Origin of the sequence: Synechococcus sp. W4D4 (assembly GCF_047716805.1) — a bacterium.
GTDB lineage: Bacteria > Cyanobacteriota > Cyanobacteriia > PCC-6307 > Cyanobiaceae > Vulcanococcus.
The window spans coordinates 1121681-1146215 of record NZ_CP180404.1; the positions used below are offsets into that span (position 1 = coordinate 1121681).

At 62.5% G+C, this 24535-nt stretch carries 24 protein-coding genes; 8 read left to right on the forward strand and 16 right to left on the reverse strand.

The annotated features are described in order from the left end of the window. Window positions 1-35: 35 nt before the first annotated feature. Window positions 36-1061, forward strand: a complete 1026-nt coding sequence (locus ACLM42_RS06040; RefSeq protein WP_415400060.1) for an LOG family protein — start codon at window positions 36-38, stop codon at window positions 1059-1061. A 69-nt stretch (window positions 1062-1130) separates the two neighbouring features. Further along, the gene (locus ACLM42_RS06045) at window positions 1131-1718 is read left to right on the forward strand and encodes an inorganic diphosphatase (protein ID WP_415400061.1); all 588 of its coding nucleotides are present in this window, start codon (window positions 1131-1133) and stop codon (window positions 1716-1718) included. 18 nt (window positions 1719-1736) lie between these two features. Here ACLM42_RS06045 and ACLM42_RS06050 read toward each other — a convergent pair whose 3' ends face one another. From ACLM42_RS06050 to rpoD, 7 genes are all read right to left on the reverse strand, one after another. Next, complete coding sequence (locus tag ACLM42_RS06050) at window positions 1737-3737, reverse strand: chloride channel protein (RefSeq protein WP_415400062.1); 2001 nt, start codon at window positions 3735-3737, stop codon at window positions 1737-1739. Beyond that, the gene (gene hemC / locus ACLM42_RS06055) at window positions 3712-4665 is read right to left on the reverse strand and encodes a hydroxymethylbilane synthase (RefSeq protein WP_415400063.1); all 954 of its coding nucleotides are present in this window, start codon (window positions 4663-4665) and stop codon (window positions 3712-3714) included. Before hemC ends, ACLM42_RS06050 begins: the two co-directional genes overlap by 26 nt. 117 nt (window positions 4666-4782) lie before the next feature. After that, complete coding sequence (locus ACLM42_RS06060; protein ID WP_415400064.1) at window positions 4783-5187, reverse strand: DUF1824 family protein; 405 nt, start codon at window positions 5185-5187, stop codon at window positions 4783-4785. Beyond that, window positions 5180-5848, reverse strand: a complete 669-nt coding sequence (locus tag ACLM42_RS06065) for a phosphatase PAP2 family protein (RefSeq protein WP_415400065.1) — start codon at window positions 5846-5848, stop codon at window positions 5180-5182. Before ACLM42_RS06065 ends, ACLM42_RS06060 begins: the two co-directional genes overlap by 8 nt. Before the next feature lie 5 nt (window positions 5849-5853). Further along, the gene (locus ACLM42_RS06070) at window positions 5854-7620 is read right to left on the reverse strand and encodes a glycosyltransferase family 39 protein (RefSeq protein WP_415400066.1); all 1767 of its coding nucleotides are present in this window, start codon (window positions 7618-7620) and stop codon (window positions 5854-5856) included. Between the two features lie 2 nt (window positions 7621-7622). Then, window positions 7623-8723, reverse strand: a complete 1101-nt coding sequence (locus tag ACLM42_RS06075) for a glycosyltransferase family 2 protein (protein ID WP_247910796.1) — start codon at window positions 8721-8723, stop codon at window positions 7623-7625. Window positions 8724-8803: 80 nt separating this feature from the next. Then, complete coding sequence (gene rpoD, locus ACLM42_RS06080; RefSeq protein WP_415400067.1) at window positions 8804-10234, reverse strand: RNA polymerase sigma factor RpoD; 1431 nt, start codon at window positions 10232-10234, stop codon at window positions 8804-8806. Window positions 10235-10696: 462 nt separating this feature from the next. On the opposite strand from rpoD, the gene priA reads away from it, so the two are divergent. Further along, window positions 10697-12958 carry a primosomal protein N' gene (gene priA / locus ACLM42_RS06085; protein ID WP_415400068.1) on the forward strand — a complete coding sequence of 754 codons (2262 nt, stop codon included), beginning with the start codon at window positions 10697-10699 and terminating at the stop codon, window positions 12956-12958. Here the strand turns inward: priA and ACLM42_RS06090 are convergent. The 3 genes from ACLM42_RS06090 to ACLM42_RS06100 all read right to left on the reverse strand — a co-directional run bounded on the left by ACLM42_RS06090 (window position 12955) and on the right by ACLM42_RS06100 (window position 15601). Continuing rightward, entirely contained in the window at window positions 12955-14100 is a 1146-nt protein-coding gene (locus tag ACLM42_RS06090) for a DUF3153 domain-containing protein (RefSeq protein ID WP_415400069.1), read from the reverse strand. The two genes, priA and ACLM42_RS06090, sit on opposite strands and share 4 nt — an antisense overlap. 6 nt (window positions 14101-14106) lie before the next feature. Further along, complete coding sequence (gene argB, locus ACLM42_RS06095) at window positions 14107-14991, reverse strand: acetylglutamate kinase (protein WP_415400070.1); 885 nt, start codon at window positions 14989-14991, stop codon at window positions 14107-14109. Between the two features lie 67 nt (window positions 14992-15058). Continuing rightward, window positions 15059-15601, reverse strand: coding sequence for a DUF2854 domain-containing protein (locus ACLM42_RS06100; RefSeq protein WP_415400071.1), 543 nt, complete (start codon window positions 15599-15601; stop codon window positions 15059-15061). Here ACLM42_RS06100 and ACLM42_RS06105 point away from each other — a divergent pair. Continuing rightward, window positions 15600-15821 carry a hypothetical protein gene (locus ACLM42_RS06105; RefSeq protein WP_247910790.1) on the forward strand — a complete coding sequence of 74 codons (222 nt, stop codon included), beginning with the start codon at window positions 15600-15602 and terminating at the stop codon, window positions 15819-15821. The genes ACLM42_RS06100 and ACLM42_RS06105 overlap by 2 nt on opposite strands. Before the next feature lie 24 nt (window positions 15822-15845). Here the strand turns inward: ACLM42_RS06105 and ACLM42_RS06110 are convergent, their stop codons facing one another. After that, window positions 15846-16325 (reverse strand): single-stranded DNA-binding protein, encoded by a 480-nt coding sequence (locus tag ACLM42_RS06110; protein WP_247912078.1) that lies wholly within the window; start codon window positions 16323-16325, stop codon window positions 15846-15848. A gap of 32 nt (window positions 16326-16357) precedes the next feature. Between ACLM42_RS06110 and ACLM42_RS06115 the strand changes: the two genes are divergently transcribed. Continuing rightward, on the forward strand, window positions 16358-17179 hold the full coding sequence (locus ACLM42_RS06115; protein ID WP_415400072.1) for a precorrin-6A/cobalt-precorrin-6A reductase: 822 nt from the start codon (window positions 16358-16360) through the stop codon (window positions 17177-17179). Then, entirely contained in the window at window positions 17176-17493 is a 318-nt protein-coding gene (cutA, locus tag ACLM42_RS06120; protein WP_415400073.1) for a divalent-cation tolerance protein CutA, read from the forward strand. The genes ACLM42_RS06115 and cutA overlap by 4 nt, the downstream gene beginning before the upstream one ends. Here cutA and ACLM42_RS06125 read toward each other — a convergent pair. The 4 genes from ACLM42_RS06125 to ACLM42_RS06140 all read right to left on the reverse strand — a co-directional run bounded on the left by ACLM42_RS06125 (window position 17490) and on the right by ACLM42_RS06140 (window position 22216). Continuing rightward, on the reverse strand, window positions 17490-18485 hold the full coding sequence (locus tag ACLM42_RS06125) for an adenosine kinase (RefSeq protein ID WP_415400074.1): 996 nt from the start codon (window positions 18483-18485) through the stop codon (window positions 17490-17492). The two genes, cutA and ACLM42_RS06125, sit on opposite strands and share 4 nt — an antisense overlap. A gap of 6 nt (window positions 18486-18491) precedes the next feature. Further along, entirely contained in the window at window positions 18492-19811 is a 1320-nt protein-coding gene (locus ACLM42_RS06130) for an adenylosuccinate synthase (protein ID WP_247910786.1), read from the reverse strand. 139 nt (window positions 19812-19950) lie between these two features. Further along, window positions 19951-20361: a photosystem II protein Psb27 gene (gene psb27, locus ACLM42_RS06135; RefSeq protein WP_247910785.1), complete on the reverse strand. Its 411-nt coding sequence runs from the start codon at window positions 20359-20361 to the stop codon at window positions 19951-19953. Window positions 20362-20389: 28 nt separating this feature from the next. Continuing rightward, window positions 20390-22216 carry a proline--tRNA ligase gene (locus ACLM42_RS06140; RefSeq protein ID WP_415400075.1) on the reverse strand — a complete coding sequence of 609 codons (1827 nt, stop codon included), beginning with the start codon at window positions 22214-22216 and terminating at the stop codon, window positions 20390-20392. Between the two features lie 228 nt (window positions 22217-22444). On the opposite strand from ACLM42_RS06140, the gene ACLM42_RS06145 reads away from it, so the two are divergent. Together ACLM42_RS06145 and ACLM42_RS06150 are read left to right on the forward strand one after the other, a co-directional pair. Then, entirely contained in the window at window positions 22445-22903 is a 459-nt protein-coding gene (locus ACLM42_RS06145; protein WP_415400076.1) for a hypothetical protein, read from the forward strand. Window positions 22904-23283: 380 nt separating this feature from the next. After that, window positions 23284-23799, forward strand: coding sequence for an inorganic diphosphatase (locus ACLM42_RS06150; protein WP_415400077.1), 516 nt, complete (start codon window positions 23284-23286; stop codon window positions 23797-23799). On the opposite strand, the gene ACLM42_RS06155 is transcribed toward ACLM42_RS06150, so the two are convergent. Next, entirely contained in the window at window positions 23796-24464 is a 669-nt protein-coding gene (locus tag ACLM42_RS06155) for a class I SAM-dependent methyltransferase (RefSeq protein ID WP_415400078.1), read from the reverse strand. The two genes, ACLM42_RS06150 and ACLM42_RS06155, sit on opposite strands and share 4 nt — an antisense overlap. Window positions 24465-24535 lie beyond the last annotated feature (71 nt).

Below are 24535 nucleotides of genomic sequence, written 5' to 3' on the forward strand. Positions count from 1 at the left end.
CACAAAGGTGTGCAAACGCTGATCATCGCGCTGTGATGTGCCTGCGCGAGAAGAAAGAAGTGGCCAATCAATTCCCCCGCAAGGCGAGTTTCGATCTGACGACCAGGGATCGGGCACGCAGCGTCAATAGCCCAGTGCTGAACTCTTCAGCAGCTCCCCACACCAGGCGCAGTGAAGACGAGCGCCTGGTTAGTGAAAACCTCAATCAGATCTTGCAGTCCTCCAGCTATCAGCTGGCCCATTCCGATGAAGACCTCCTGTGCAGCGCCGAGATGCGCGGTGTACGGATGCTCCTTGAAATCAGCAAGCCGCAGCAAATCCTCGACGCCGAAGGCATTGATTCCACCATCATCATTTTCGGTGGTGTGAACATCATTGAGCGCAGCGCTGCCGAGCAGCGGCTCGCCGCCGCAGAAGCTGAGCTCGCCCGCGACCCCGATAGCCCTGCACTGCAGCGACAACGCAAACGCAGCCAAACCCAACTCGAGTTTTCGCGCTACTACGACGAGGCCAGAGAGTTCACTCGGCTGGTCTCAGCGGATCAGCAGGCTGGGCACCACAACCACGTCATCGTCACGGGAGGGGGGCCCGGAATCATGGAAGCCGCGAACCGCGGCGCCTTTGATGCAGGGGGACGCTCAATCGGTCTGAGCATCAAGCTCCCCGGAGAACCTGAACCCAACCCATACATCAGCCCCGAGCTCTGCTTCCAGTTCAATTACTTCGCCCTGCGCAAATTCCACTTCGTCAAACGCTCCAGCGCTGCCGTCCTCTTCCCCGGTGGCTTCGGCACCCTCGATGAACTCTTTGAGGTGCTCACGCTGCGTCAGACGGCGATCAAGCGTCAAATGCCGGTGATCCTCTTTGGCAAAGCCTTCTGGCAAAGGCTGATTGATTTCGACTACCTAGCGGACTGTGGCCTGATCCGCGAAGAGCACCTGGAGCTCTTCCAATTCACCGATTCAGCGGAAGAGGCCTGGTCCTGGATTCAGGCCTTTGAAGCCAAGCGGGATCAAGACCAGGCAGAGCTTGACCAGGACTCTGAAGCTCTGGCGGCCTAATCAGCCCGGCCATCAAGGCTGTTCCGGGAACTCCGTAGGATGCCGCCCATCTTTAGGCCCGCTGCCCTGATGGCGAACATCGACCACGCCCCAAGCCGCACGATGCTCAACCTGCTGCATGTGCTGCCGGCCTTTGCCGATGAAGCGGAGCTGCGGCTGAACACCATCGTTGAGCTCAACAGCAACACGATCAATAAGTACGAGCTGATCACCGAAACCGGTCACCTCAAACTCGATCGCGTGGGCTATTCCTCCCTCGCCTACCCCTTCGCCTACGGCACCATCCCCCGCACCTGGGATGAGGATGGCGATCCCCTCGACATCGAGATCGTGGGCGTAACCGAGCCCCTGGTGCCTGGCTCCCTGGTGGAAGCCCGGATCATCGGCATCATGAAATTCGACGACGGCGGCGAAGTCGACGACAAGGTCATTGCCGTGCTGGCCGATGACAAGCGCATGGACCACATCACCAGCTACACCCAACTGGGTGAGCACTGGCTGAAGGAAACCCAGTACTACTGGGAGCACTACAAGGACCTCAAGAAGCCCGGCACCTGCCGCGTCAACGGTTTCTTCGACTGCGCTGAAGCCGTCAAGATCGTCAAGGAGTGCGAGGCCCGCTACATGGAAGTCATCGCCCCCAAACTGGTCAACTGAGCTCTGGCCTTGATGGCATCAAGGCCCCCAGTCGGGGGCCTTTTTCATGGCTTGGGCACGGGCCATGGCACGCGCCATCCCATCGCGGCTCGCCAGCCCCTGCAAAGCCTTCACCGGCAATCCGCTGGTGGGCAGAGCACTGGGGAGATGGGGCAGGTCAGGCAGGCTGAGATCAAAGACCGGCAGTTGACGCAGGCCGTTGGGGCGGAGCTGATCTTCAAGCTGGGCAAGGTTCGCTGACGCAGGAAGCCACAGCAAATCGGAGCGACGGCACTCCGCCAAGGTGACCGCAGGCCCCAACCCCGTAAGCGCGCGCTGCAAATCCGCCAGGGTCACGAGCCCAACGACCCAGTTCTCCTGCGCGACCATCAAGCAGTGGCCATGGGCCGAAAGCAGTTGCTGCAGGGCCGACTGGGCTGACTCCGCAGCATTGAGGACCAACGGGGCCTCCGGCTCAAAGGCTTCAAGCACCGGCAGGGCCGCCAGGGCATGACGACGCTGGTCCTCCAGTCGATCCGGTCCCAGTAATCCAGGGTCAGCCAAGCCCTGCCAACGCTCCACCAGGGCCGCACTCAGGCCGGCTGCCGCCATCAACGGCAAGACGATGCGAATGTCCCGAGTCAGCTCAAACAGCAGCAACAGGGCGGTGAGCGGAGCACGGGCACTTCCGGCGAGGACCGCGGCCATCCCGACCATGGCGTAGGCCGGAGGTTCCGCCACCGGTAGACCAAAGCCGCTATCCCCAAGCAATTGGCCGTAGACATTGCCCAACACAGCCCCGGCAAAGAGCGACGGCGCAAAACCGCCACCCACAAATCCCGTGGCACTGCTCAAAGCGGTGGCCAAGAGCTTCACCAGCAAGAGTCCCACCAGAGTCAGCAGGGCAATCCCGCCGCCACTGCCCAGCAGGGCCTCGATCGTGTCGTAGCCAACCCCCAGCACCTGAGGGAAACCCAAGGCCATCAGACCGATGGCCAAGCCTCCGAACCCTGGCAACAGCCATGAGGGCAGCCGTCCCAATAGCCGCTGGGCAGCTGGACTCCGGCCAGCCGCCAGCAGGCGCAACAGAGCCAGGGAAACCCCGCTGGCCAAGAGGCCCAGTCCGAGATACAGGGGTAACTCCAGGGGGGAGCGCACCTCGTAAGCCGGGAGCCGAAAGATCGGATCACTGCCCAGGCACAACTGGGTCACCAGGGCGGAGGCCACCGCCGCCACCAGCACCGCGCGAATGCTGGGACGACCGGGAATGGTGCTGTAGCTCCCTTCAAAAGCGAAAAAAACGCCAGCGATGGGCGCCTTGAAGCCCGCGGCGAGTCCGGCGGCGACGCCAGCGGCGACCAAGGCCTTCTGTGACTCGGGGGGCAGGCCCCCGCGCATCCCCAGCCAGAGACCAATATTTCCGCCGCTCTCCACGCTGGGGCCCTCAGGGCCCAGAGAAGCACCACTGCCAAGGCTCAACGAGGCCCCAAGCAACCGCTGAAACGGCAGCTTGGGCTTGGCCTGAACAGCTCCATCGGCCATGGCCATCAAGCTGGGCAGGCCAGGGCCGAGATCCTTCGACCAGAGCCTCAGCACGCCAACCCCCAATCCACCGAGGACCGGCATCAGCACCACGGGCCAAGAGGCCAACCACAGAGGAAGGTCTCCAGCGAGAGCCGGGGCAGGGTCCGGAGGCAGTGGAGCCTGGTCAGGCAAAAACCCCACCCCCCCCAGGCCGATCTGCAGCAGCGCCCGCAGCGGTGTACCGCTGTCCACAGGCAAGGGTTCAGCAGGAAGAACCGGAGGCTGCGGCTGAACCTGGCCCACCAGAGCGAGGGCCCAGGACACGGCGGGACCAAACAAACCGTTGTTGATCAGACCGAGAAGCTCATGGAAGCCGACAACGGCCAATCCGGTCAGGCCCCCAACGAGGGCGGCCCATGCCAACAGGCTCCACTGAAAGGGAAGGGGCCGAGCCTCATCCAGCTCGGGCAGGGCCCCTTCCGGAAGGGTGTCAGGCCTCGGGCCGAACGGTTGCAAAGATCTCCTCCAGGATCTCTCCTGCTCCCTGGGCCTTCAGTTTGTGGGCCAAGTCAATCCCAAGGGCTTCGGGGTTGGTTTGATCACCCTGGACCTGATCACGAATCAGACGCTTGCCATCGAGGCTGGCGACCATGCCGGTCACCACCAGCTGGTCACCCTCAAAACGGGTATTGACGCCGATGGGCACCTGACAACCACCCTCGAGTTCGCGAAGGAAGGCGCGCTCGGCGAGACAGCGACGGGCGGTTGGAACGTGCTCCAGAACCTTGATCTGCTCCAGCACCTTGGTGTCGCCATCGCGGCACTCAATCCCCAGGGCTCCTTGACCGACGGCATGGAGAGAGATGGACGGATCGATCAGCTCATGGATCCGATCCCCCAAGCCCAGGCGGCCGAGCCCGGCAGCGGCCAGGATCAGGCAATCGAACTCGCCGGAATCGAGCTTCTCCAGGCGAGTGATCACATTGCCGCGCACATCCTTGAAGGTGAGGTGTGGGTAGTGGTGACGCAGCTGGGCCAAACGGCGAAGGGAGCTGGTGCCCACCACGGCCCCCTCAGGAAGGGTCGCAAGGGTCTTGTCCTTGTGCTTCTCGTGCACCACCAAGGCATCGGCAGGATCTTCCCGCTCGGTGATGCAGCCCAACATCAGGCCTTCGGGAAGGTTCGTAGGGAGATCCTTCAGGCTGTGGACGGCGATGTCAGCGCGGTCCACCAGCATCTGAGCCTCGAGCTCCTTGGTGAACAAACCCTTATCACCAATCTTGGCCAGGGCCACGTCAAGGATCTTGTCGCCCTGGGTGGCCATCGCTTCGATGGTGATCTCCAGACCGTTGTGGGCCTTAGCCAGCTCGTCACGCACCCAATGGGTCTGGACCATGGCCAGCTGGCTGCGGCGGGAGGCAATGCGCAGTTGGGAACCAGCCATCGGAATGCATCAAGGCAGCAAAAAGCCGCCGAATCACAGCCGACAAGCCTAAGGAGTGGAGTGCCCATCCCGGCCAAAGGCCTAGTAAGTCTTGATCAGTCGTCGCGTGTGCCCAGCTCAGCCGATCAGACCTAAGGGAAGAGGACCCCAGGTGTCTTCGGTGCTGGAATCCACAGGGTTGTGGCCGGTGATGAGCAGGCCTTCGCCGAGGCCGGTCTCGCGGCGCACCAGGAACCGCCCGGTGTTCTGGTTGGCCTTGAGGAAGACGGGACCCTCAATGGAGGCCAGCTCTTCGCAAGCGGGATCCAGTTCCAGGGCCTCCCAGGAGAGCCGCGCCTCCAGAGCCCGCAGGCTTGCGACGGCGACGGCGGCAGAGGGGGCCATGACGCCAACGGTGAACCACTCGCAAGTGGCCAGCGCAGCCATCAGCTCTTCGGACAGCTGGCCCTGCTCAGCCGCGGACAACGTTGGGGCTGAACGCAGTCCCTTCAGCGAAGCCAGCAGCGAGGGGACGTCAGCCATGGGAAGAGGAAGGATTGGAATGGTGCCGCTCCCAGACGGTGAACCCCGCGAGGCAGAAGCTGAGCCACACATAACCGACGGCCGCCCCCGCCAGGATGTCGCTTGGCCAGTGGGCTCGGCAGTAGAGCGTGCTCAGCCAGACCAGCGCCACCCAGAGGCTTGAGAGGACAAACAGGGGCCTGCGCAGCCGCGGATAATGGGCGGCCAGCAGGGTGCAGCTCATGAAATAAAAGACCACCGAGCCAGCAGCATGGCCACTGGGGAAGCTGCGGCCACTCAGCTCCAGCAGGCTGGCGTCGGGCCGCGGTCGATCAAACCAGGGCTTCAGAAGACGGTCAACGATCACCAAGATCCCCCCGGTTCCCGCCACCAGGCAAACCAAATCAGGCCAAAACCGCTTGAAGGCCAGAAAGCTGAGGACGGCCAACACCAGCACGGCGGTCACGTGAACACCGCTGGCTTGATAGACCACGAGCAACAGCTGACCTAACCACTCCGGGATCTGCTGATGCAGCCCATCGAGCAGGGCCCGATCCCATGCGTCCGGAGCATTGGCCTTGAGGCTGGGACCCGCCACCAGCAGCACCACCGCGATGGCCAGAGCAATGAAGAGGCGCCGCCGGCCGAGAACGTGCAGCCACTCGCGAACAACAGGAGGCATGGCGATCAAGGTCTTTCGCTCAACTGTTCGAGGGTGCTGCGGTCCAGTCTGATCAAGCGGTGGGCATCCAAACGACCGAGCAGTTCCGCATCACCCGGTCCCACGCCAAGGTCCAAGAGCTCCCGATCGGACCCCAAGACCAAAACCGATCCAGCAGCGCTGGCTTGCGCCTCCAGCTGCTCTCGAGCGGAGCGGGCATCGTGCACGAACAGCACAGGCCGTCCGCTGTAGAAGACCACGCTGTAGCGCTTGTAGCCCGCCACCAACAGCGCCTCTCCGGGCTCCGCCGCAGCGGCGGCCTGACGTGCCAAGACCCGAATGGGCAAGAGCCGCTCGCGGTCCATTAAGGGCGCCAAGACTGGAATCACCAGGGCAAACACCGCCGCGAAGCCAGCAGCATTGGGCAGCCACAACCAACGCAGTGCCTCCGGGTTCGCGGCCCGCAGCAAGACGATCAAGCCAGCGCAGGCGGCGGCAAGCGGCAGGGCCAGAAGCCAGGGCAAACCCGAGCGCGCGATCGCATCGGCAAAGCCGGGATAGGAGGGGTCCACCTCGATCAGGCGTGGGGCGAGCACCGCCGCCAACGCCATCGCTCCAAGCAACAGAGCGTTGAACCAGCCGCTGCCGCGCTGCAGGCGATCCAGCCAGACCGGGCGGGGGGGACGCGCCGAAAGGGGGGCAAAGAACAGTCCCACCAGCAGAGCCACACCGGGAACAACCGGAAGGATGTAGCCAGGCAACTTGGTAGCGGCCGCCGAGAAGAAGGCGACGACAACGACCAGCCAAATCAGCGCCAATTGCGCCAGGGCCGTTCCCGCATCAGCGCGGTGCCAGCGCTGGGGGGCCCAGACCTGCAGATCGAGAATCGCCACGGGGAGATACAGCGACCAGGGCAGCGCCAAGAGCAGCAACCAGGGCAAATAAAACCAAGGGGGACCGGGGTGGGCGTAGATGACGGAGGTGAAGCGCTCCAGGTTGCTGAAACCGATGAAGCGCGCCAGGAAGTCGAAGCCGTTCGCCTGGGTCGCGGCCGCGTACCAAGGCAGGGTGACGCCGATGAAGAGGGACAGCAGCGGCAGCCAGGGGGTCTGCCGGACCTCAGGCCAGAGATCACGACGCAACAGCAGAAAGCCAATGATCACGAGGCCGGGCAAAAGCAACCCCACGGGTCCCTTCGCCAGCACCGCGATCCCGCAGAAGAGCGCCAGGGCGAAATGTCCGAGCTGGCGCAGCCAAGGCCGGTCCCGGCGCCAATAGGCCAGCGCGAAACCAAGCAAGGCCAGGCTGATCCCACTGGCCAAAAACATGTCGGTGACGGACGAGCGGCCCCAGCCCACCCAACCTGGAGTCAAGGCCAAGAGGCCGCTGCAGAGGGTGGCCCGTCCAAGCCGGTCACTGACGGACTCCTGGGCAGGCGCGAGGGCGAGCAGTAGGCCAAAGAGCGCAAAGACCACGGCTGTGGCCGCAAGGGCAGCCGGCAAACGGGCCGCCCATTCACTGATGCCGAACAGCTGGAAGCTGAGGCCCACCATCCAGTAGCCCCAAACGGGGTAGTCAAAAAAGGTCTCGCCGTTCCAGCGGGGGGTGACCCAGTCACCGCTCAGCACCATCTGGCGCGGCACCTCGACAAAGAGCCCTTCGGTCTTATCGAGCAGACCCAAGCTGCCCAGCTGGTTAAAAAAGGCCAGCAGGCAAAGGCCCAAGAGGGCCGCCAAGGCTGCACCGAGGGCGCGAGAGGGGTTGGCATCCAGCCAGGTTCTAAGCCGCTGCATCACTAGTTGGGGGTGTTCCAGACGAAGCGGCTGCTGGCGGCGTAGTTCCAGACGAAGACCACAACGATGCCGGCCAACTGCGCCCAAAAGGCATTTGGTGCAACAAGGCTGTAGTAGGCCGAAGCCAAGCCCACATTCGCCATCACCGGCAGGGATGCCACAAGGAGGAACTTCAGCAGACCACGAACCAGCAAAACGCCCTTCAAGCGAGCGAAGCGGAAGGTCAGGGCGTTGTTAATCAGGTAGTTAGAACTGGCGGCCGAGATCACGCCGATCGGCAGAGCCTGCTCAAAGCCCAGGCCCCAAAGGGCCATGAAGAGCTGGGTAATCAGTAACTGCACCAGGACACCGCTGATCCCTACCAAACCAAAGCTGATGGCGCGTCTGGGCAACAGGCGGAAGCTCAGGGTATGGAGGATCGAGATCAAAAAGTCCCAAAAGATGGCCAGATCCAACTTGGAGCTGCCATAGGTGCGGGGTTGAAAGGTCAGGGGCACCTCCGCGGTGCTCAAGCGGCCACGGCTGACGGCCAGGAGTTCGTAGAGGAACTTGAAACCGTTGACATCCACACCCCGGATCAAAGGAAGCAAGGGCTCAAGGCGCAGGGCAAAGAAGCCGCTCATGTAATCCGTGAGATGGGCGTAGCGCTTCGGCAAGCTGAAGCGGGCACTGGCATTCGCCCAGGTAGATCCCGTCTCTCGGCGGTCACTCAGCCCGAGGATCTGGGCCTCCGGATGGAAGCGGCTACCGATGACCAGATCCGAGCCCCCGGCTTCCAGGGTTTCGATCGCCCGGCGAACCGAACCCGGCTCATGCTGGCCATCGCTGTCCATCACCAGCACCAAATCACCGGTGGCATCCAGCAGACCTTCCTTAATGGCGCTGGCTAAGCCAGAGCGGCCGACCCGACGAATCAGACGAAGCCGCGGCTCGTTGTGGGCAAGCTGACGCACCAGCTCGGCGGTTCCATCGGCCGAGTCGTCATCCACCACCAGCAGTTCCAAGTCCCACTGCTCACCGAGGGGAAGCAGCTGGGCCAGGAGCGGCTCGATATTGCCCCGTTCGTTGTACGTGGGCAGAACAATCGAGACCCGCAAGCCCATGAAATCCTCAAGACAAAGCCGGCGAGAGATCCCGCCGGCGCCTGAACCTTAAACCGTGTTGGACAAACCCAACAGGTTGGTTACTTGATGTACTCCTTGAGGACGCCATTGCGGTTGGGGTGCCGCAGTTTGCGTAGAGCCTTGGCTTCGATCTGACGGATCCGCTCGCGGGTCACATCAAAGATCTGACCGATCTCCTCGAGGGTCTTCATCCGGCCATCATCGAGTCCGTAGCGCAAGCGCAGAACATCACGCTCGCGGGGGCTCAAGGTGGCCAGCACTCCCTCGAGGTCTTCCCGCAGCAGGTTCTTGGCAACATCCTGCTCAGGATTTTCGATGTCGGCTTCGATGAAGTCACCGAGACGGGAATCCTCTTCCTTACCGATCGGCGTCTCCAAAGAAATTGGCAGCTGGGCGCTCTTGGCAATGAAACGGAGCTTCTCGATGGTCATCTCCATCGACTCAGCGATCTCCTCTTCGGTGGGCTTCCGGCCGAACTCTTGGGAGAGGGTCTTGGTGGTCTTCTTGATCCGAGAAATGGTCTCGTAAAGGTGCACCGGAAGACGAATGGTGCGGGACTGGTCAGCGATCGCACGGGTAATCGCCTGACGAATCCACCAGGTGGCGTAGGTCGAGAACTTGTAGCCCTTCTCGTGGTCGAACTTCTCGGCAGCGCGAATCAAGCCGAGGGAACCTTCCTGAATCAGATCCTGGAAGCTCAGACCCCGGTTCATGTATTTCTTCGCAATCGAGACCACCAGACGCAGGTTCGACTGCACCATCTTTTCCTTGGCGCGGCGGCCCAGCATCAGGCGCCGGCGGAACTTCACCAAGGGCATCTCGACGAGAGCCGCCCACTCCTTGGTTTCGGGATAGTGGCCGTTGTCCGCCTCGAACTGATTGGCGAGCTCCTCGAGCTGAAGCAGATCAGCAATTTTGCGGGCCAGCTCGATTTCTTCGTCGGGCCGCAGCAGACGGATCCGACCGATTTCTTGGAGGTAAACCCGGATGGAGTCTTCGGTGTAGACGCCCTTGGGCCCGATCTTGATGCTGGCGAGGGCCTTAGCGGTTTTAGCGGCGTCCTTCTCAGAGGCCTTGGAATCGGCGGCCGGGGCTTGGCCCGCAGCAGCCAACAACTGATCAGCGGCCTTATCGAGATCCGCCGCAGCCGCTTTATTGCCGCTGGCTTTCGAAGCAGACGCCTTTGTTGAGGCAGCCTTCGATGAGGCGGCCTTCGTAGAAGCAGCCTTGGTTGAAGCAGCCTTGGTTGAAGCGCTCTTCTTGCTGCTGGCGGATGTCTTGGTGGCTTTGGCCTTCGTCGGGCTGACCTTGTTGGCGGCCTCTGCGTCTTTCTTGGCCTTGCTGGCAGCCTTGGCCTTGGTCACTTTGACCGTCTCTCCGGAGGCATTCGCCACAGTCAGGATTTCAGCAGAGGGCTTCTTCTCTTTGGCGGGTGCCTTCGAAGCGCTCTTGGTGGTCGCTGACTTTTTGGTCGCAGCAGCAGGACTCATCGCGTTCGGCTAAATGAAGTTGAGGCGGATGGCAGATCAGCTAGATCATCCCCAAGAGAGATGGATCTACCTGACGGATGACGGACTTCAAGGGCCTGACTCGAGATCAAGATCAGGTGACCAACCATCAATCGACTTGGCTCAGGCACTCAGGCCAACCAAGTCAGTCATTCGCACCCAGAGAAGCGCGAGAACACTTGGGCGATTGATGGGGGAAAGGCGTCAGCGAACTCAGCAGGCGTGCCAAGGAACTCGGCGGCGAACTGAGGTGGATTAAAAGGGGGGTCGAGACATGGGCCAGAAGCCCGGCAAGGCTGTCAGGGGTGGTCGCAGATCGGGCGCTCAGCAGAGCTGGCTGGCCTCAAGATCTTCCCGCTGGACGGAACTTTGCCTGGTTCCGACTGCAGCCCTATGGACTGCTCAACAGACTCATCTTAAGAAACTCCCAAGAGCTTTGCAAGATTGACTGCCTCCGCCTCAGCTGATGCCCAGGGTTCCTGGGTCCAGGTCTGGCTTGAAGCAGGCCGTGAGGGGCAGGTTTTTACCTACAGCAATCCCGAGCAACTCCCCTGCGCCAGAGGAGATCTGGTTCAGATTCGACTCAGGGGACGCCGCCACATTGGACTGGTGGTGGATCTGCTGGAACACCACCCATCTGCACTCGCAGGCAAAGCCTTACAACCGATTGAGACAATCCATCAAAAGGCTGCGGTTGAACCGCATTGGCAGGGCCTGATTGAGACGGTTGCGCAGCAGTGCCGGACCACATCGTTTCGAACACTCAAGGCGGTCCTGCCCCCTGGCTGGCTGGGTCAACGGGCCACTTCAGCGGCGGAACGGCAACGGGAGCAACTCTGGTTGGAGCTGATCCAGCCGCCGACTGAAGCGGAATGCGGTACCTGGAGCGCAGCACAAACACGCCTGCTCCAGGTCATTCAGGAGCATGGCGGCCAGTGCTGGCAGACCCAGGCTCTGGAGTCCGCCCAGGTCAGCCGATCTGTCAGCGACACCCTCCTGCGCCGGGGAACAATCCGGCGAGAACGACGTCTCTTTCACGGTCCAAGGGAAACAGGGGCGATCAGCCACTCAGGCGAGGCCAACCCCAAACAACTCACAGCGGATCAGGCCCAGGCGCTAGCGGCCATCGAACTGGCTAAAGCTGGAAGCACACTGCTGCTCTGGGGGGTCACCGGAGCCGGCAAAACAGAGGTCTATCTCCAGGCCGCAGCCCGCGAGCTCCAGGCCGGACGCTCTGTGTTGTTGCTGACGCCGGAAATTGGCCTCATTCCCCAGCTGTTGGACCGCAGCCGAGCCCGTTTTGGCGGAGCGGTGGCTGAGTACCACTCCGGTTGCAGCGATGGCTCGCGGATCCGAACCTGGCGCCGCTGCCTGAATAGCGACTCGCCCCTACTTGTGGTGGGCACCCGATCGGCGATCTTTTTACCCCTTCAACAGCTGGGGTTGGTGGTGCTCGATGAGGAGCACGACCGCTCCTACAAGCAGGACAGCCCCATGCCCTGTTATCACGCCCGTGATGTGGCGAAGCTGCGGGCCCAGAGCAGTGGCGCCAAGTTGGTCCTTGGTAGCGCCACCCCAAGCTTGGAAACCTGGCGGGCCTGCCAAGGACCGCTGGCTGAATGCCAGCTGGTGCGCCTACCAAAACGGATTGGCACCAGCGTTCTCCCACCAGTGCTGGTGGTGGACATGCGGCAGGAACTGGCCGAAGGGCATCGCCGACTCGTCAGTCGGCCCCTCATGGATCGACTTCAAACCCTGAAAGAACGCAGTGAACAGGCCGTCGTGCTGGTGCCTCGCCGGGGATACAGCAGCTTTTTGAGTTGCCGGAGCTGCGGTGAAGTCGTGCAGTGTCCCCACTGTGACGTTGCACTCACGGTGCACCGCCAACGGGAGCGCTCCTGGCTTCGCTGCCATTGGTGCGACCATCGAGCTGAAATCGAACGCCGCTGCAGACACTGCGGATCGACCGCCTTCAAACCCTTTGGAGCTGGAACACAACAGGTGCTGGAGCACCTCTCCGAAGAATTAGAAGACCTCCGGCTGCTGCGCTTCGATCGGGACACGACCCGCGGTCGCGATGGCCATCGCCACCTCCTCGAGCGGTTTGCACGCGGAGAGGCCGATGTCTTGATCGGAACGCAGATGCTGGCCAAGGGCATGGACCTACCTCGCGTCACCCTGGCTGCTGTTCTGGCCGCGGATGGCCTGCTGCATCGCCCCGATCTGCGGGCCGCCGAGGAAAGCCTGCAGCTGCTGCTCCAGCTGGCCGGCCGGGCGGGCCGAGGCGATCGCCCGGGGGAAGTCTTGGTGCAGACCTACAGCCCTGAGCACCCAGTCATTCGCCACCTGGTCGACGGCCGCTATGAAGCCTTCTTGGCCGAGGAACTGAGCCAGAGGCAGGCCGCTTCCCTCGTGCCCTTTAGCCGGGCCTGCCTGCTGCGGCTCGCCGGGCCGTCCGCCAGTCGGACTGCGACCGCTGCCTCCAGCCTCGCGGAACACCTGCGCTCAGAACTGATGCAACAGGGTTGGTTACTGATCGGACCGGCCCCAGCCCCCGTGGCGCGGGTGGCAGGGAATAGCCGCTGGCAACTACTGCTCCATGGCCCCGCCGGTTCAGATCTACCCCTCCCCATGGAGACCGAACTGAGGGCGCTCTTGCCAAACGACGTCAGTCTGGCGATCGATCCAGATCCACTGGAGCTCTAGGCCGGGAGTTGGGGGAGGCCGAAACCGGCGGCCAGGCGCAGTCGTTGAAGCAAGGCCACCAGCAGGAGCAGCAGGCTGATGGCGAGGGTGCCGAGGCCGAGCTTGCTCCATCGCCAACAGGAGAGCCGCAGCGTGTTGATGGAGCCGGGCTCCAGGGTCCAGCGGACAGCCTCGGGCTTGCCCTTGCCGCGGCGGATGGCCTGGGCGGAGTTGGGGCTGGAGGACTTAATCGAGCGCAGCGCAAGCGGCTCAAGGCCAACGCTCAGCTTCAGGCCCGGTAGGGGTTGCAGAGCCTCAAGGTCCAAGCGAATGGAGAGCTGTTGACGCACCCCAATGAGCCAGTTGCGCTCGCTGAATTGCAAATCAGGCCCAGGAAGATCGAGATTGGCGAGCTTGGCCCCCTGCTCAAGGCTGTTCTCGAGAAGGCGCAAGGCCTGAGCGGCAGGCAAGACCGGGGAGCTCACCTCCAGGCGGCCATGGTCTTGGTGCACCTTCAATGGGCGGCCGCGAAGTGATTGGCGCCACTGGGCCTGCCAGGGCAGGGGCTGATCGGTCAAGGATTGGCTGCGCTGCTCAAATTGCAACCGTCCTGGGGCGGGGAAGTTGAGCTGCGTCTCCAAATCGACGCAGCCCCCGAGCAGCGCAGTGAGCAGCAACAGGAGGACGGCCACCACAGCAAAGCCCACTGGGGCTTGAGTCGGTCCGGTGGGCGGCGGCGGCGGCTCAGGAGGACGGCGGCGGCGCCGCCGTTGACGGGCCATGGCCTTGAGCTCGCCCTCCAACGGTTTCATCTCCCCCAGGCTGGGGAGGGTCATCGACCATTCACGGGGCCTGACCAAAGCCGGAGCGTCGAGGATCTCCTGAAGTCCCTTGGCCTGGGCGCGAAGAGCGGCATCGCGGCAGCCCCGAAGACTTCGGCACGTTGTTGCCGCGGCCTGATGATCACCCCGTCCCAACTGGGCCGTGGCCAACAGGAGGCGCACTTCGCCGCCGAAGGGAGTCACCGGGCCATGGGCCTCAAGGAGTGGCTCCAGCAACCGTTCACAGGTCCCGTAGTCACCCCTCTCCAGGGCCGCGCGCGCCGGGAGAAGCGCGGATGAATCCGCCCCGTCCGTCACCTCAGCAGACCCGGGATCCTCCACCGACACCTAGAGGTTGGAGCGGCCCGTCACCATCGTGCCGATGCCTGCGTCGGTAAACACCTCAAGCAGCAGGGCATGGGGGGTTCGGCCATCGACGATGTGGGCAGCGGCGACCCCCTGGGCCAAGGCGCGAATGCAGCACTCGGTCTTCGGGGTCATGCCGCCGGCCACGACGCCAGAGCTGATGAGCTCGCGGGCCCCGGAGAGACTCACGGATCGAATCAAAGAGCTGGGATCCTCCCGATCCCGAAGGATGCCCGGGGTATCGGTCAACAAGATCAACTTCTCCGCTTCCAATGCCGCGGCCAACTCACCGGCGACGGTGTCGGCATTGATGTTGTGGGCCTGGCCCTCACCATCGGCCGCCACCGAGGAGATCACCGGGATGTAGCCGGCATCCAGCAGGGGGAACAGCACCGAGGGATCCACCGCGGCCACATCCCCCACCAGTCCATTGGCGCCATCGCCGTAGGTGCGGGCCCGCACCAACGGTCCATCGCTGCCGGAGAGGCCCACGGCCCGGGCGCCAAGACGGTTCAACCCATTGACGATTTGCTTATTGACCCGGCCCACCAGGACCATCTCCACCACGTCCATGGTGTCCGGGCAGGTCACCCGCAACCCATTACGGAATTGGGGCTCGATGTTCAGGCGCCCCAACCACTCATTAATTTCTGGCCCACCGCCATGGACCACCACCGGTTTCACGCCAACTGAAGCCAGCAGCACCAAGTCGCGATAGACCGCATCACGCAGGTCTTCTCTGACCATGGCAGCTCCGCCGTACTTCACGACAACGCGGCGTCCGGAGAAACGCTGGATATACGGAAGGGCTTCGCTCAGCACCGACACCCGCAAGGCGTCGGTGCGATCAGCAGGACGTTCGCTCAAGGGAAAGACCGCGGTCGAAAGATGGGGTCGAGGAAACGGGAAGCTACCCGCTCGTACCGCTCAAGGTTTAGCCAGCAGCGGGCAACAACTCAAGCAGCACCTCGCCCTTGCTCGGCTCGCTGAGCTCGGCCCGCAGGCCACGGTCAAAGAAGCGACCCAGACGGTCCTGCTTGTCCTGCCAACGCTCATAGGGGACCCCTTCGCAGCGGAAGCGCATTGCGACGGCATAGCGGCCCCCGATGGCCCGCTCGGCAACGCTAACGAGCTGGGGGGGCTGATCTTCGTCCCAAAGTTTCAGGGCCTCCAGTGAGCTCTCCAGGTGAGCCTTCTGGCCATAGCGCCAGCGGGTGACATCCTTCACCAACTTGCGGAGGGTTTTGCTGGAGGCCTCCTCGCGCAGGGCAACGGCCTCTGACTCCGCAGGGAGAAGCTCCGCTGGGGGTAGCTCTGACGACTTCAAGGCCAGACCACCCAACAGGATGGGAATGCCATAAAAAATGGTCGGCAGGCTGAGGTTGGGATTGGCGGTGGCGTAGCCGATCCAGCCAATGACCGACAGAGCAGCACCTGCCAGGGTGACTAGGCTGCCGGGGGAAGCGATTGCGAGCATGCGGGCATCTTCGGTCAACGGGGGGCAAGAGCCAAACCCAGTACACGATGCCCCAAGCACAACGGAACTGATTGAGCAGCTGCAGCGGGACCGGCTTTGGTTGCTGCAGCAGCTCGATCAGGGTCGCTGGCCAGAGCTGCGCTTGGACTTGGCGGCCCTGGAGCGGGAGCTGGGGCAACTGCTCGAGCAAGCCCAGGAGCAGCTCAACCCAAGCAACTGAGTCCTTCTTCCGGGCTAGGCGCGATCAGAACGGAATCTCGTCCTCGCCCTCAGGCAGATCGGGGATCAAGGGTGAAGCGTTCCAAGTGGGAGGCTGCTCTTGAGCGGCAGCCGCGGCCGCGACGGGAGCCGGAGCAGCGGCGCGGGTTGGGGCGGGAGCCGAGGACGGCGCTGCGGCAGCAGGTCGGCCGGCACCGGCGCTGGCACCCAGCGGATGCAGACGGGAGAGGGTGAATTCAGCGCGCTTTTCTTTGACCCCGTCCTGACGGCTCACGGTGTTCATCCGCAGGCGGCCTTCAACCATTAGGCGCTGACCGACCTGAACCCTGTTCTGCAGGTCCTGAGCAAGACTTCCCCAGCCGACAACCTTGAGCTGACCCGCCGGATCATCAGGACGCAGGCCATCAAATTGAACGGCCATCTCCGCCACTGGAGTTTGGTTGTCCTGGGTGTAGCGCACCTGAGGCGCCTCCAGCACCTCTACCTCCAGCAAGCAATGGTTCACAGGACAGGTCATGGACGAGGGGCATCATCCTGATGCAAGGCCTGGAATTTCACCAGGGGGATTCCTCGACTTCGGACCCAGCAGAGACGATTTGGTTGGTCTCTGGCACTGGAGATGGTCCGCCCCTCGCCCAGGCCTTACTGAAACGCGGCTGGAGCGTCCTGGTCAGCGTGGTCAGCGAAGCGGCCATCCGGGCCTATCCATCCCACCCCAATCTCCGCTTCGAGGTGGGACAGCTCGAAAGGGACGAGGCGGTTGATCATCTACTGCGAAGCCACAGGCCCCAGTGGGTCCTGGATGCCACCCATCCCTTTGCCCAAGTCATCAGCAGCAGGCTGCAACGGCGCTGCAGGGCCCAGCACCAACCGCTACTGCAACTGCAGCGAGAGGCCCAGCTTCCCGCCCTTGGAACTCGGATTCATTGGATTGGTGATCTCAAAGAGCTCCAAGACATGCAGCTGGCGGGAGAACGACTACTGCTAGCGATTGGCTCCCGGCATCTGGCCAGGGCCTTGCGCCATAGCACCGCCTCCCAGCACTTCGCCCGGATCCTCGACAACCCTGAAAGCCTGCGCCTGGCCCTCGCCGCGGGCTTGGAGCCGGAGCATCTGGCCTGCGTCCGGCCGGGGGCACTACCTGAGGGGGCCATTGAGCGAGCCCTCTGCCGCCGCTGGCAGATCAGCAGGGTGCTCTGCAGGCAGTCCGGGGGAATCACCCAGCAGATCTGGCAATCCCTGAGTCAGGAACTAGGCCTGCCGTTGATCCAGATCAGGTCGCCCTCAGCCAATGAGCCCACGGGACTATCCCGGGAGGCGATGCTGCGCCAGGTTGGAGCACCTCACCCCCGGCCATGACCCAACGGCTGATCCTGGCCCTGACCACCGAGGCCAACCAACAGAGCGCAGAGACCCTCGCTCGGATGTTGCTGGAGCAACGCTTAGCGGCCTGCGTTGCCCTTCAGCCACAACGGGCCATGTATTGGTGGCAAGGGCAGATCGAGAGCAGCGACGAGGTGCAGTTGCTGATCAAAGCGCGTCTCGAACAACGGGACGCGCTGGAGACCGCCGTACGGCAGCACCACAGCTACGAGACACCGGAATTTCTTTGCTGGGCGGCAGAGGCCAGCGGTGACTACGCAACCTGGGTCGCAGCCGCCTGCCGCCCCTAGCTGAGGTGGGTCTGGGCTAGGGCCTTGAGATCCACCTGGGAGCGGGGACCGAGCTGGGTCACCACCTGGCCTGCACAGAGGGAAGCGAGCTGGCCGCAGCGCTCCAGCGATTCACCTTGGGTGTAGGCATGCAGGAATCCACCGGCGTACAGATCACCAGCACCCGTGGTGTCCACAAGGGCACCGAGGTTGAAGGGCTTAATCGCGATGGACTCGTCACCACTGAGGACGATGGATCCCTGCTCACTGCGGGTCAGAGCAGCAATGCGGCAACGGCCGCGGACCGCCTGGGCGGCCTCGTCAAAGCTGTTGGCCTTGTAGAGGGAGGTGATTTCCATCTCATTGGCAAAGAGGATGTCGACATGGCCGTCGACAAGCTCTAGGAAGCTGTCGCGATGACGTTCGACGCAGAACGCATCCGAAAGGCTCAGGGCCACCTCTGCTCCGTTCTCTTTGGCGACCTTGGCTGCGGCGAGGAATGCTTCCTTGGCCTCGTCGCTGTCCCAGAGGTAGCCCTCGAGGTAGAGCACCTTGGCCTGGGCCACCATCTCAAGATTCAGATCACTGGGATCGAGGCCGACTGAAGCCCCCAGATAGGTGCACATCGTGCGCTGTGCATCCGGGGAAACCAGGATCAGGCAGCGGGCTGTGGATGCCCCCACCGTTGCGGCAGGGGTCTCAAAGCGCGTACCCACAGCACGAATGTCATGGGCAAAGATCGTGCCGAGCTGGTCGTCACGCACCCGACCAATAAATCCCGCACGTCCGCCCAGCTGGGCGATCCCTGCCAAGGTATTTGCAGCTGAGCCCCCAGAGGTTTCCAGGCCTGGACCGAGCTTGGAGTAGAGGGTCTCGGCTTGGTCCTGATCAATCAGGGCCATGGTCCCTTTGGTCAGGCCGAAGCCCTCGATCACCCGATCGTCGGCTTGGACGAGCACATCAACAATGGCGTTGCCGATGCCGACAACGTCCAAGCTCTTCTGTTCAGGCATGGGTGATTAGCGGCTCAGGAGGGCCCGCTTCGGACCGTGAATGGGATCTTCGACCACGATGGTCTGATCACGATCAGCGCCCAAAGAGACGATCGCAATCGGGACTTCCATCAGCTCAGCCAGGAAGCGCAGATAGCTCATTGCAGTCGGGGGAAGATCCTCCAGACGGCGGCAATCGGCGGTGGAGCTTTGCCAGCCGGGCAGCGTCTCGAAGATCGGCTGACAGCGCGCAAAATCCTCAGCGGAGCCGGGGAAATGCTCGATCCGCTGACCATCGAGTTCGTAGGCGACACAAACCTGGATCTCGTCGAGTTCATCCAGCACGTCGAGCTTGGTGATCGCCAAGCAATCCAGACCGTTGACCTCAACGGCGTAGCGGCCGATCACACCGTCGAACCAACCACAACGGCGACGACGGCCGGTGGTGGTGCCGAATTCACCACCCCGATCGCAGAGATGGTCATTGAGGCTGCCCTCTAACTCTGTGGGGAAGGGACCTTCACCAACACGGGTGGTGTAGGCCTTGGCTACACCGATCACGCGGTCGATCAGGGTTGGACCAACCCCTGCTCCGATGCATGCGCCGCCACTAACCGGGTTCGAGGAGGTGACGTAGGGGTACGTGCCGTGATCGAGGTCCAACAAGGTGCCTTGGGCACCTTCAAAAAGGATGTTCTTCTTGGCCTTGGCTGCCTGGTGGATGGTGCGGGTGCAGTCCACGACATGGGGGGCCAGGCGCTGGCCATAGGCCACATATTCCGCAACGACAGCATCGAAGTCGAGGGGCTCGATGCCGTAAATCTTGTCCAGGATCTCGTTCTTCTCAGCCAGGGGGCCAGCCAGGCGCTCACGCAGGCGAGATTCATCCAGGATGTCGATGACTCGGATGCCGTTGCGCTGGGACTTGTCCGCGTAGGTCGGTCCAATGCCGCGCCCGGTGGTTCCAATCCGCTGATCTCCGCGGCGCTGCTCCATCGCCTGATCCAACAGGCGGTGATAGGGCATGGTCACGTGAGCCGTCGCGGCGAGACGCAAGTCGTCCACCGGAATGCCGTTCTCAGCGAGCATGTCCAGCTCACCGATCATGACCTTGGGGTCCACAACGGTGCCGGAGCCGATCAGACAGACGGTTCCGGGATAAAGAATGCCGGAGGGAATCAGGTGCAGTTTCAGCACCTTGTCGTCCACAACAATGGTGTGACCGGCATTCACACCGCCCTGATAGCGAACGACCACATCGGCCGAGCGACTCAGGAGATCGGTGATCTTGCCCTTCCCCTCGTCACCCCACTGAGCACCGATGACGACAACGTTGGCCAAGGACACAGCGGCCCGCAGCCGCTTCTAAGCACAAGGGTCAAGGATCTCAGATGGGGTGACCCTCCGTCAAAACAATTACAGAATTACGTTGAAAAAAAAGCGGCCCATCAGAGCCGCTTGATTTCCTAGAGACGCCGCTTGAGAATCACGCTCCGCGAACCACGCCTGTCTCGGCTTTCTTGAGTTCTTTGTTGAGACGATCCTTCAGAGCGTCGGGAACAGGGCGATTGGGGTAATTGGCGTAGTGGCCTGCCAGGGAGTTCAGAGCCGTCTGCATGGTGGTGAAGGAGGCCAGACCGTTGACCTTGGACTGAGGGCGGTAGCGCGCCATGTAGTCGTTGATCAGGGCCCGTGCTGAGGTTTCGGCTTCGCTGCGGCCAGGGTCATCGGCACTGATCGAGATGGTGGCCATGAGTTGGTCAGCCACGGTGACGGTGTCCTCCGCGTAGTTGCCGGTGAGGGGACCACCGCTGCTTGAACAAGCCGTGACCAGCAGGGTCAGGCCCAGGCAGACAGCCAGCAGGGCTGCTTTGATTCGACGCCAACCAGCTGCCATCGGTCTTGGGTTCAACTTGAGCGGGATCCTAGGGGGCCTCGGCCAAGGGAATCCCCCGGCGCTCGAGCTGGAGCTGAGGCAGCAGGGTGGATTCGAGGGCTTCAGCGGAGAGGTCCTGTTTTTCACCGCTGCAGCGCTGAACCAACTCCACCTGTCCATCGGCGGCACCCCGGCCAACCACCACACGCCAGGGGATCCCCAGCAGTTCTGAATCCTTGAATTTGACGCCAGCCCGCTCAGGGCGGTCATCGAGGAGAACATCCACACCGGCCAAACGAAGCTGGTTGTAGAGGCGTTCTGCCAGCTCAACCTGCGCCTCCTCTTTGACATTGGCAATCACCACGATCACCTCATAAGGAGCAATCGCTGTCGGCCAGCAAATGCCATTGGCGTCATGGTGCTGCTCCACAGCAGCTTGGGCCAACCGAGACACACCAATGCCGTAGCAACCCATCCAAAGGGGCTCCTCCACCCCGGATTCATTGGTGAAGGTGGCCTCCAGAGCGGTGGAGTACTTCCTTCCGAGCTGGAAGATATGGCCCACTTCGATCCCCCTGCTGGCTTCAAGGATTTGACTGGGGTCATGGACACAGCGATCACCGGGCTGTGCTGCCCGCAGATCGTCTGAGATGGGCGCCCCACCGAAGGCCTCCCAACGGGCTCCGACGCAGTGCTCGTCACGCTGGTTTGCGCCGCAAATAAAAGCCTTCAAGTCGGTGGCCGTGCCATCGGCAAATCGCTCAAAACGTGGGGCCCAAGACTTCCCACCCAAGAGCACCGCATCGCTGAGGTCCGGGCCGAGGAAGCCGAAGGGGATTGCCTGAAGCCCCTGCTTGGCGGCCTCATCGGGCAGAAGCGGCTGCAAGTCCAGCAAGGTGCCGTGTTCGGCCGCCAGACGAAGGCTCAGGGCGTTGCTCAGCTTGACCTCATTGAGCTGCTGGTCACCCCGGAGGGAGACCAAGACCGGCTGCTGCAAGCCATCCTCAAAACGAGCCAGCAAAAGCAGCACCTTCAGCAACTGCGTGGGGTGCCAACCGTGGGCCTCACAAAGGGCGTCGATGCTGGTCTGACCAGGGGTCGGGATTCGTGCAGCTGTCGGGGCTGCCTCCAACGGCTGAGCCTGGGGCGCCAGAGAGACAGCCCGCTCCTGGTTCGCGGCGTAGCGACCATCTCCAGCGGCCAAGATCAGATCCTCGCCAGATTCAGCCGTCACCATGAATTCCTGACTGGCGGAGCCCCCAATGGCACCGCTGTCGGCCTCCACCGCCACGGCCCTCAAGCCACAACGCTGAAAAATCCTGCGGTAGGCCTGGTCCATCTGGCCATAGGTCTGCTTCAGGCAGTCCTCGTTGGCGTGGAAGGAATAGGCGTCTTTCATGATGAATTCGCGCCCCCGCATCAGACCGAAGCGGGGACGAATCTCATCGCGAAACTTGGTCTGAACCTGATACAGGTTGACCGGTAGCTGCCTGTAGGAGCGCAGCAGGTCCGAGGCGAGAGCGGTGATCACCTCCTCGTGGGTGGGACCGAGGCCAAGTTCACGCCCCTGGCGATCCTCGAGGTGGAACATGATTCCCTCGCCGTCGGTGTAGCCGGCCCAGCGACCACTCCGCTGCCAAAGCTCAGCCGGCTGCAGCTGGGGCAAAAGCGTCTCGAGGGCCCCGGCCGCATTCAGTTCCTCGCGCACGACAGCGGAGATCTTCTGAAGAACACGCCAGAGCAGCGGCAAATAGGCGTAGATCCCGCTGCCGATTCGGCGGATGTACCCGGCCCGGAGCAGCAATTTGTGGGAGGCGATCTCGGCCTCAGCGGGATCGTCCCGCAGCGTCACCAGCATCAGGCGGGAGACGCGCATGGGATTCAGACCAAGAAAGAGGCCGGAAGCTATCACCTGCTCAAGCGAGCTCGGGTTCACCGACCAGGGGCCCGTGAGAGCATCCGTCGCACCCGCTTGAAAAAGCGCCACAAGCGGAGCTGGAATCAAGAAAAAATTTCAGTTGCAGAGAGGAAAGCCTGCTAATTTCCAAGCGATTCCAATTTGTCGCAAGCACGTCTCATGACCCCCCATTCGTTTTCTGCAGGAATGGGTCAAGTGGTCGCGAGTGCAGCAGCGGCCATCGAGAGCAGCGCAGAAGGGGCAGCCAATTCATCAGAGCAATCGGAAAACCTGATCACCATCGATGAGGTCCAACGCTCGTTAAACCGCTCGCGGGCATCGGTCTATCGCTACACCAACACCGACCCGCGCAACCTGAACCCAGCCTTCAATCCACGGAAGCTCAACCCCGAATACCGGAGCGACCAGAAGGAACCGTTGATGTTCCACCCCAATGAAGTGGCTCGGTTCGCCAGGGACGTCCTCCGGATCAAGGAAGTCACCGTTGAGGTGCTGAACTCCCCATCGACTGCCACCCAGCATCTGTTGGGATCAATCCTCGATGAGCTGCGCACGATCCGTGAGCTGCTGGATGCCACGGCCCTCAGCCCCACCACACTCGACAGCCGGCGCGATCAACACGAGCAGGAACGCCCTGCGGCCTAGGCCATCGTTAGCTCGCCCACCTGACAGTCTCATCACTGGATGTCAGGATGCAGTTACTCATCTCTTTCGAGGGTTTTAACTAACCCCCTGAATGGACTCAGACCCCCCTCCCCGAACCAGCGGATCCGCTCTTGCGAGCACCCCAGCGGATCAGGCCTCAGTGCCTCCGCAAGCCGCAAGCAGCAGATCCACACCCCTGGCGAGTGAATCGAGCGAAGAACCTTTCAGTTCAAGCCCGATCTATGACACTGCCGCTCCTCTCCTGGGCTTTGTGGTCGCCATTTGCACTGTGGTGATTCCCATCGCCAGTGTGCTCGGCAGTCGACCCAATCCACCCCGGATCGCGGCCCCCCCTTCCGGCGTGATCGAGCAACCCAGCCATGGACTTGAGCAGTCTGCAGGCTTCCCCGCAGCCAGGGCTAGTGAACCTGGTGGTGGAGATACCAGCTGGAAGCCGCAATAAATACGAGTTCAACGAAGCCGCTGGAGTCATGGCCCTGGATCGGGTCCTTCACTCTTCGGTGCGGTATCCCTTCGATTACGGGTTCATTCCCAACACCCTCGCCGAGGACGGTGCTCCACTGGACGCGATGGTGATCATGCATGAACCCACCTTTGCGGGCTGCCTCATTCAAGCTCGCCCCATCGGCATTCTCGACATGCTCGATGAGGGAGCCCACGACGGAAAACTCCTCTGTGTTCCTGCCGCTGATCCCAATCAACGCGCGATCAAAAGCATCCGCCAATTGGCTCCGGTGCAACTGGAAGAGGTTGCTGAGTTCTTCCGGACCTACAAGAGCATGGAGGGGCGAGTCGTCGACATCCTTGGCTGGCTCGATGCGGAGGCCGTTCCCACGCTGATCGAGCGTTGCAGCGCCGCCGCAAAACAGCTTTAGGCCTGTCGCTGCAGCAAAAACCCTTCAAAACCGAGGGCTTGAAAGACCCGCGCCGGATCACCAAAGCCGGCCGCATTAACCAAGCTGGTTAGACGCGCCAGACCGATGGGATGCAGGCCCTCAGAGGGCAAGAGCTCTCGGGTCACGTCCAGTCCACTGGCCCGCTGGAAACGATCCCACGCGGCATCCAGCTGGGGCTCCAAAGAGGTGAGGGAACTGCGCATCAAATCCACCAAGACCAACTGGGCCCCTGGCTGGAGGCACTTGGCCAGGGCGCTGAGGTAGGCGAGCTTGCTGCCGTCATCGGGGAGCGATTGGAGCACCAGGACTGAGAGGGCGCCGGCATAGCCGCCTGCAGCCTCACCGCCTGCGACAAATCCCTCAACGGTGGCTTGATGCCAGCTAATCGATGGAGCTTCACCCAGCCGTTGCCGGGAGGCAGTCAACATCTCCTCGCTGGGGTCGAGCGCAGTCAGGTTCCAATCCGGACGCTGCGCGATGGCTTCGAGCAACTCAGCACCGGTGCCGCAGCCCGCCACCAGAATCGACGAACCCGAAACCTGGGCTGCTGGAGAGCTGCTGAGCAGGGCCACCGCCAAGCGAGCCAGACTTCCGTAGCCGGGGATGACTTGGCTTTGAAGACGGTCGTAACCCGATGGATGCACCGTTTGGGCCGGAGAAAGGCCAATGCTAGGCAGCCTGATGGAGCCCGGCAGGAGGCTGCATTTGGTGTCAG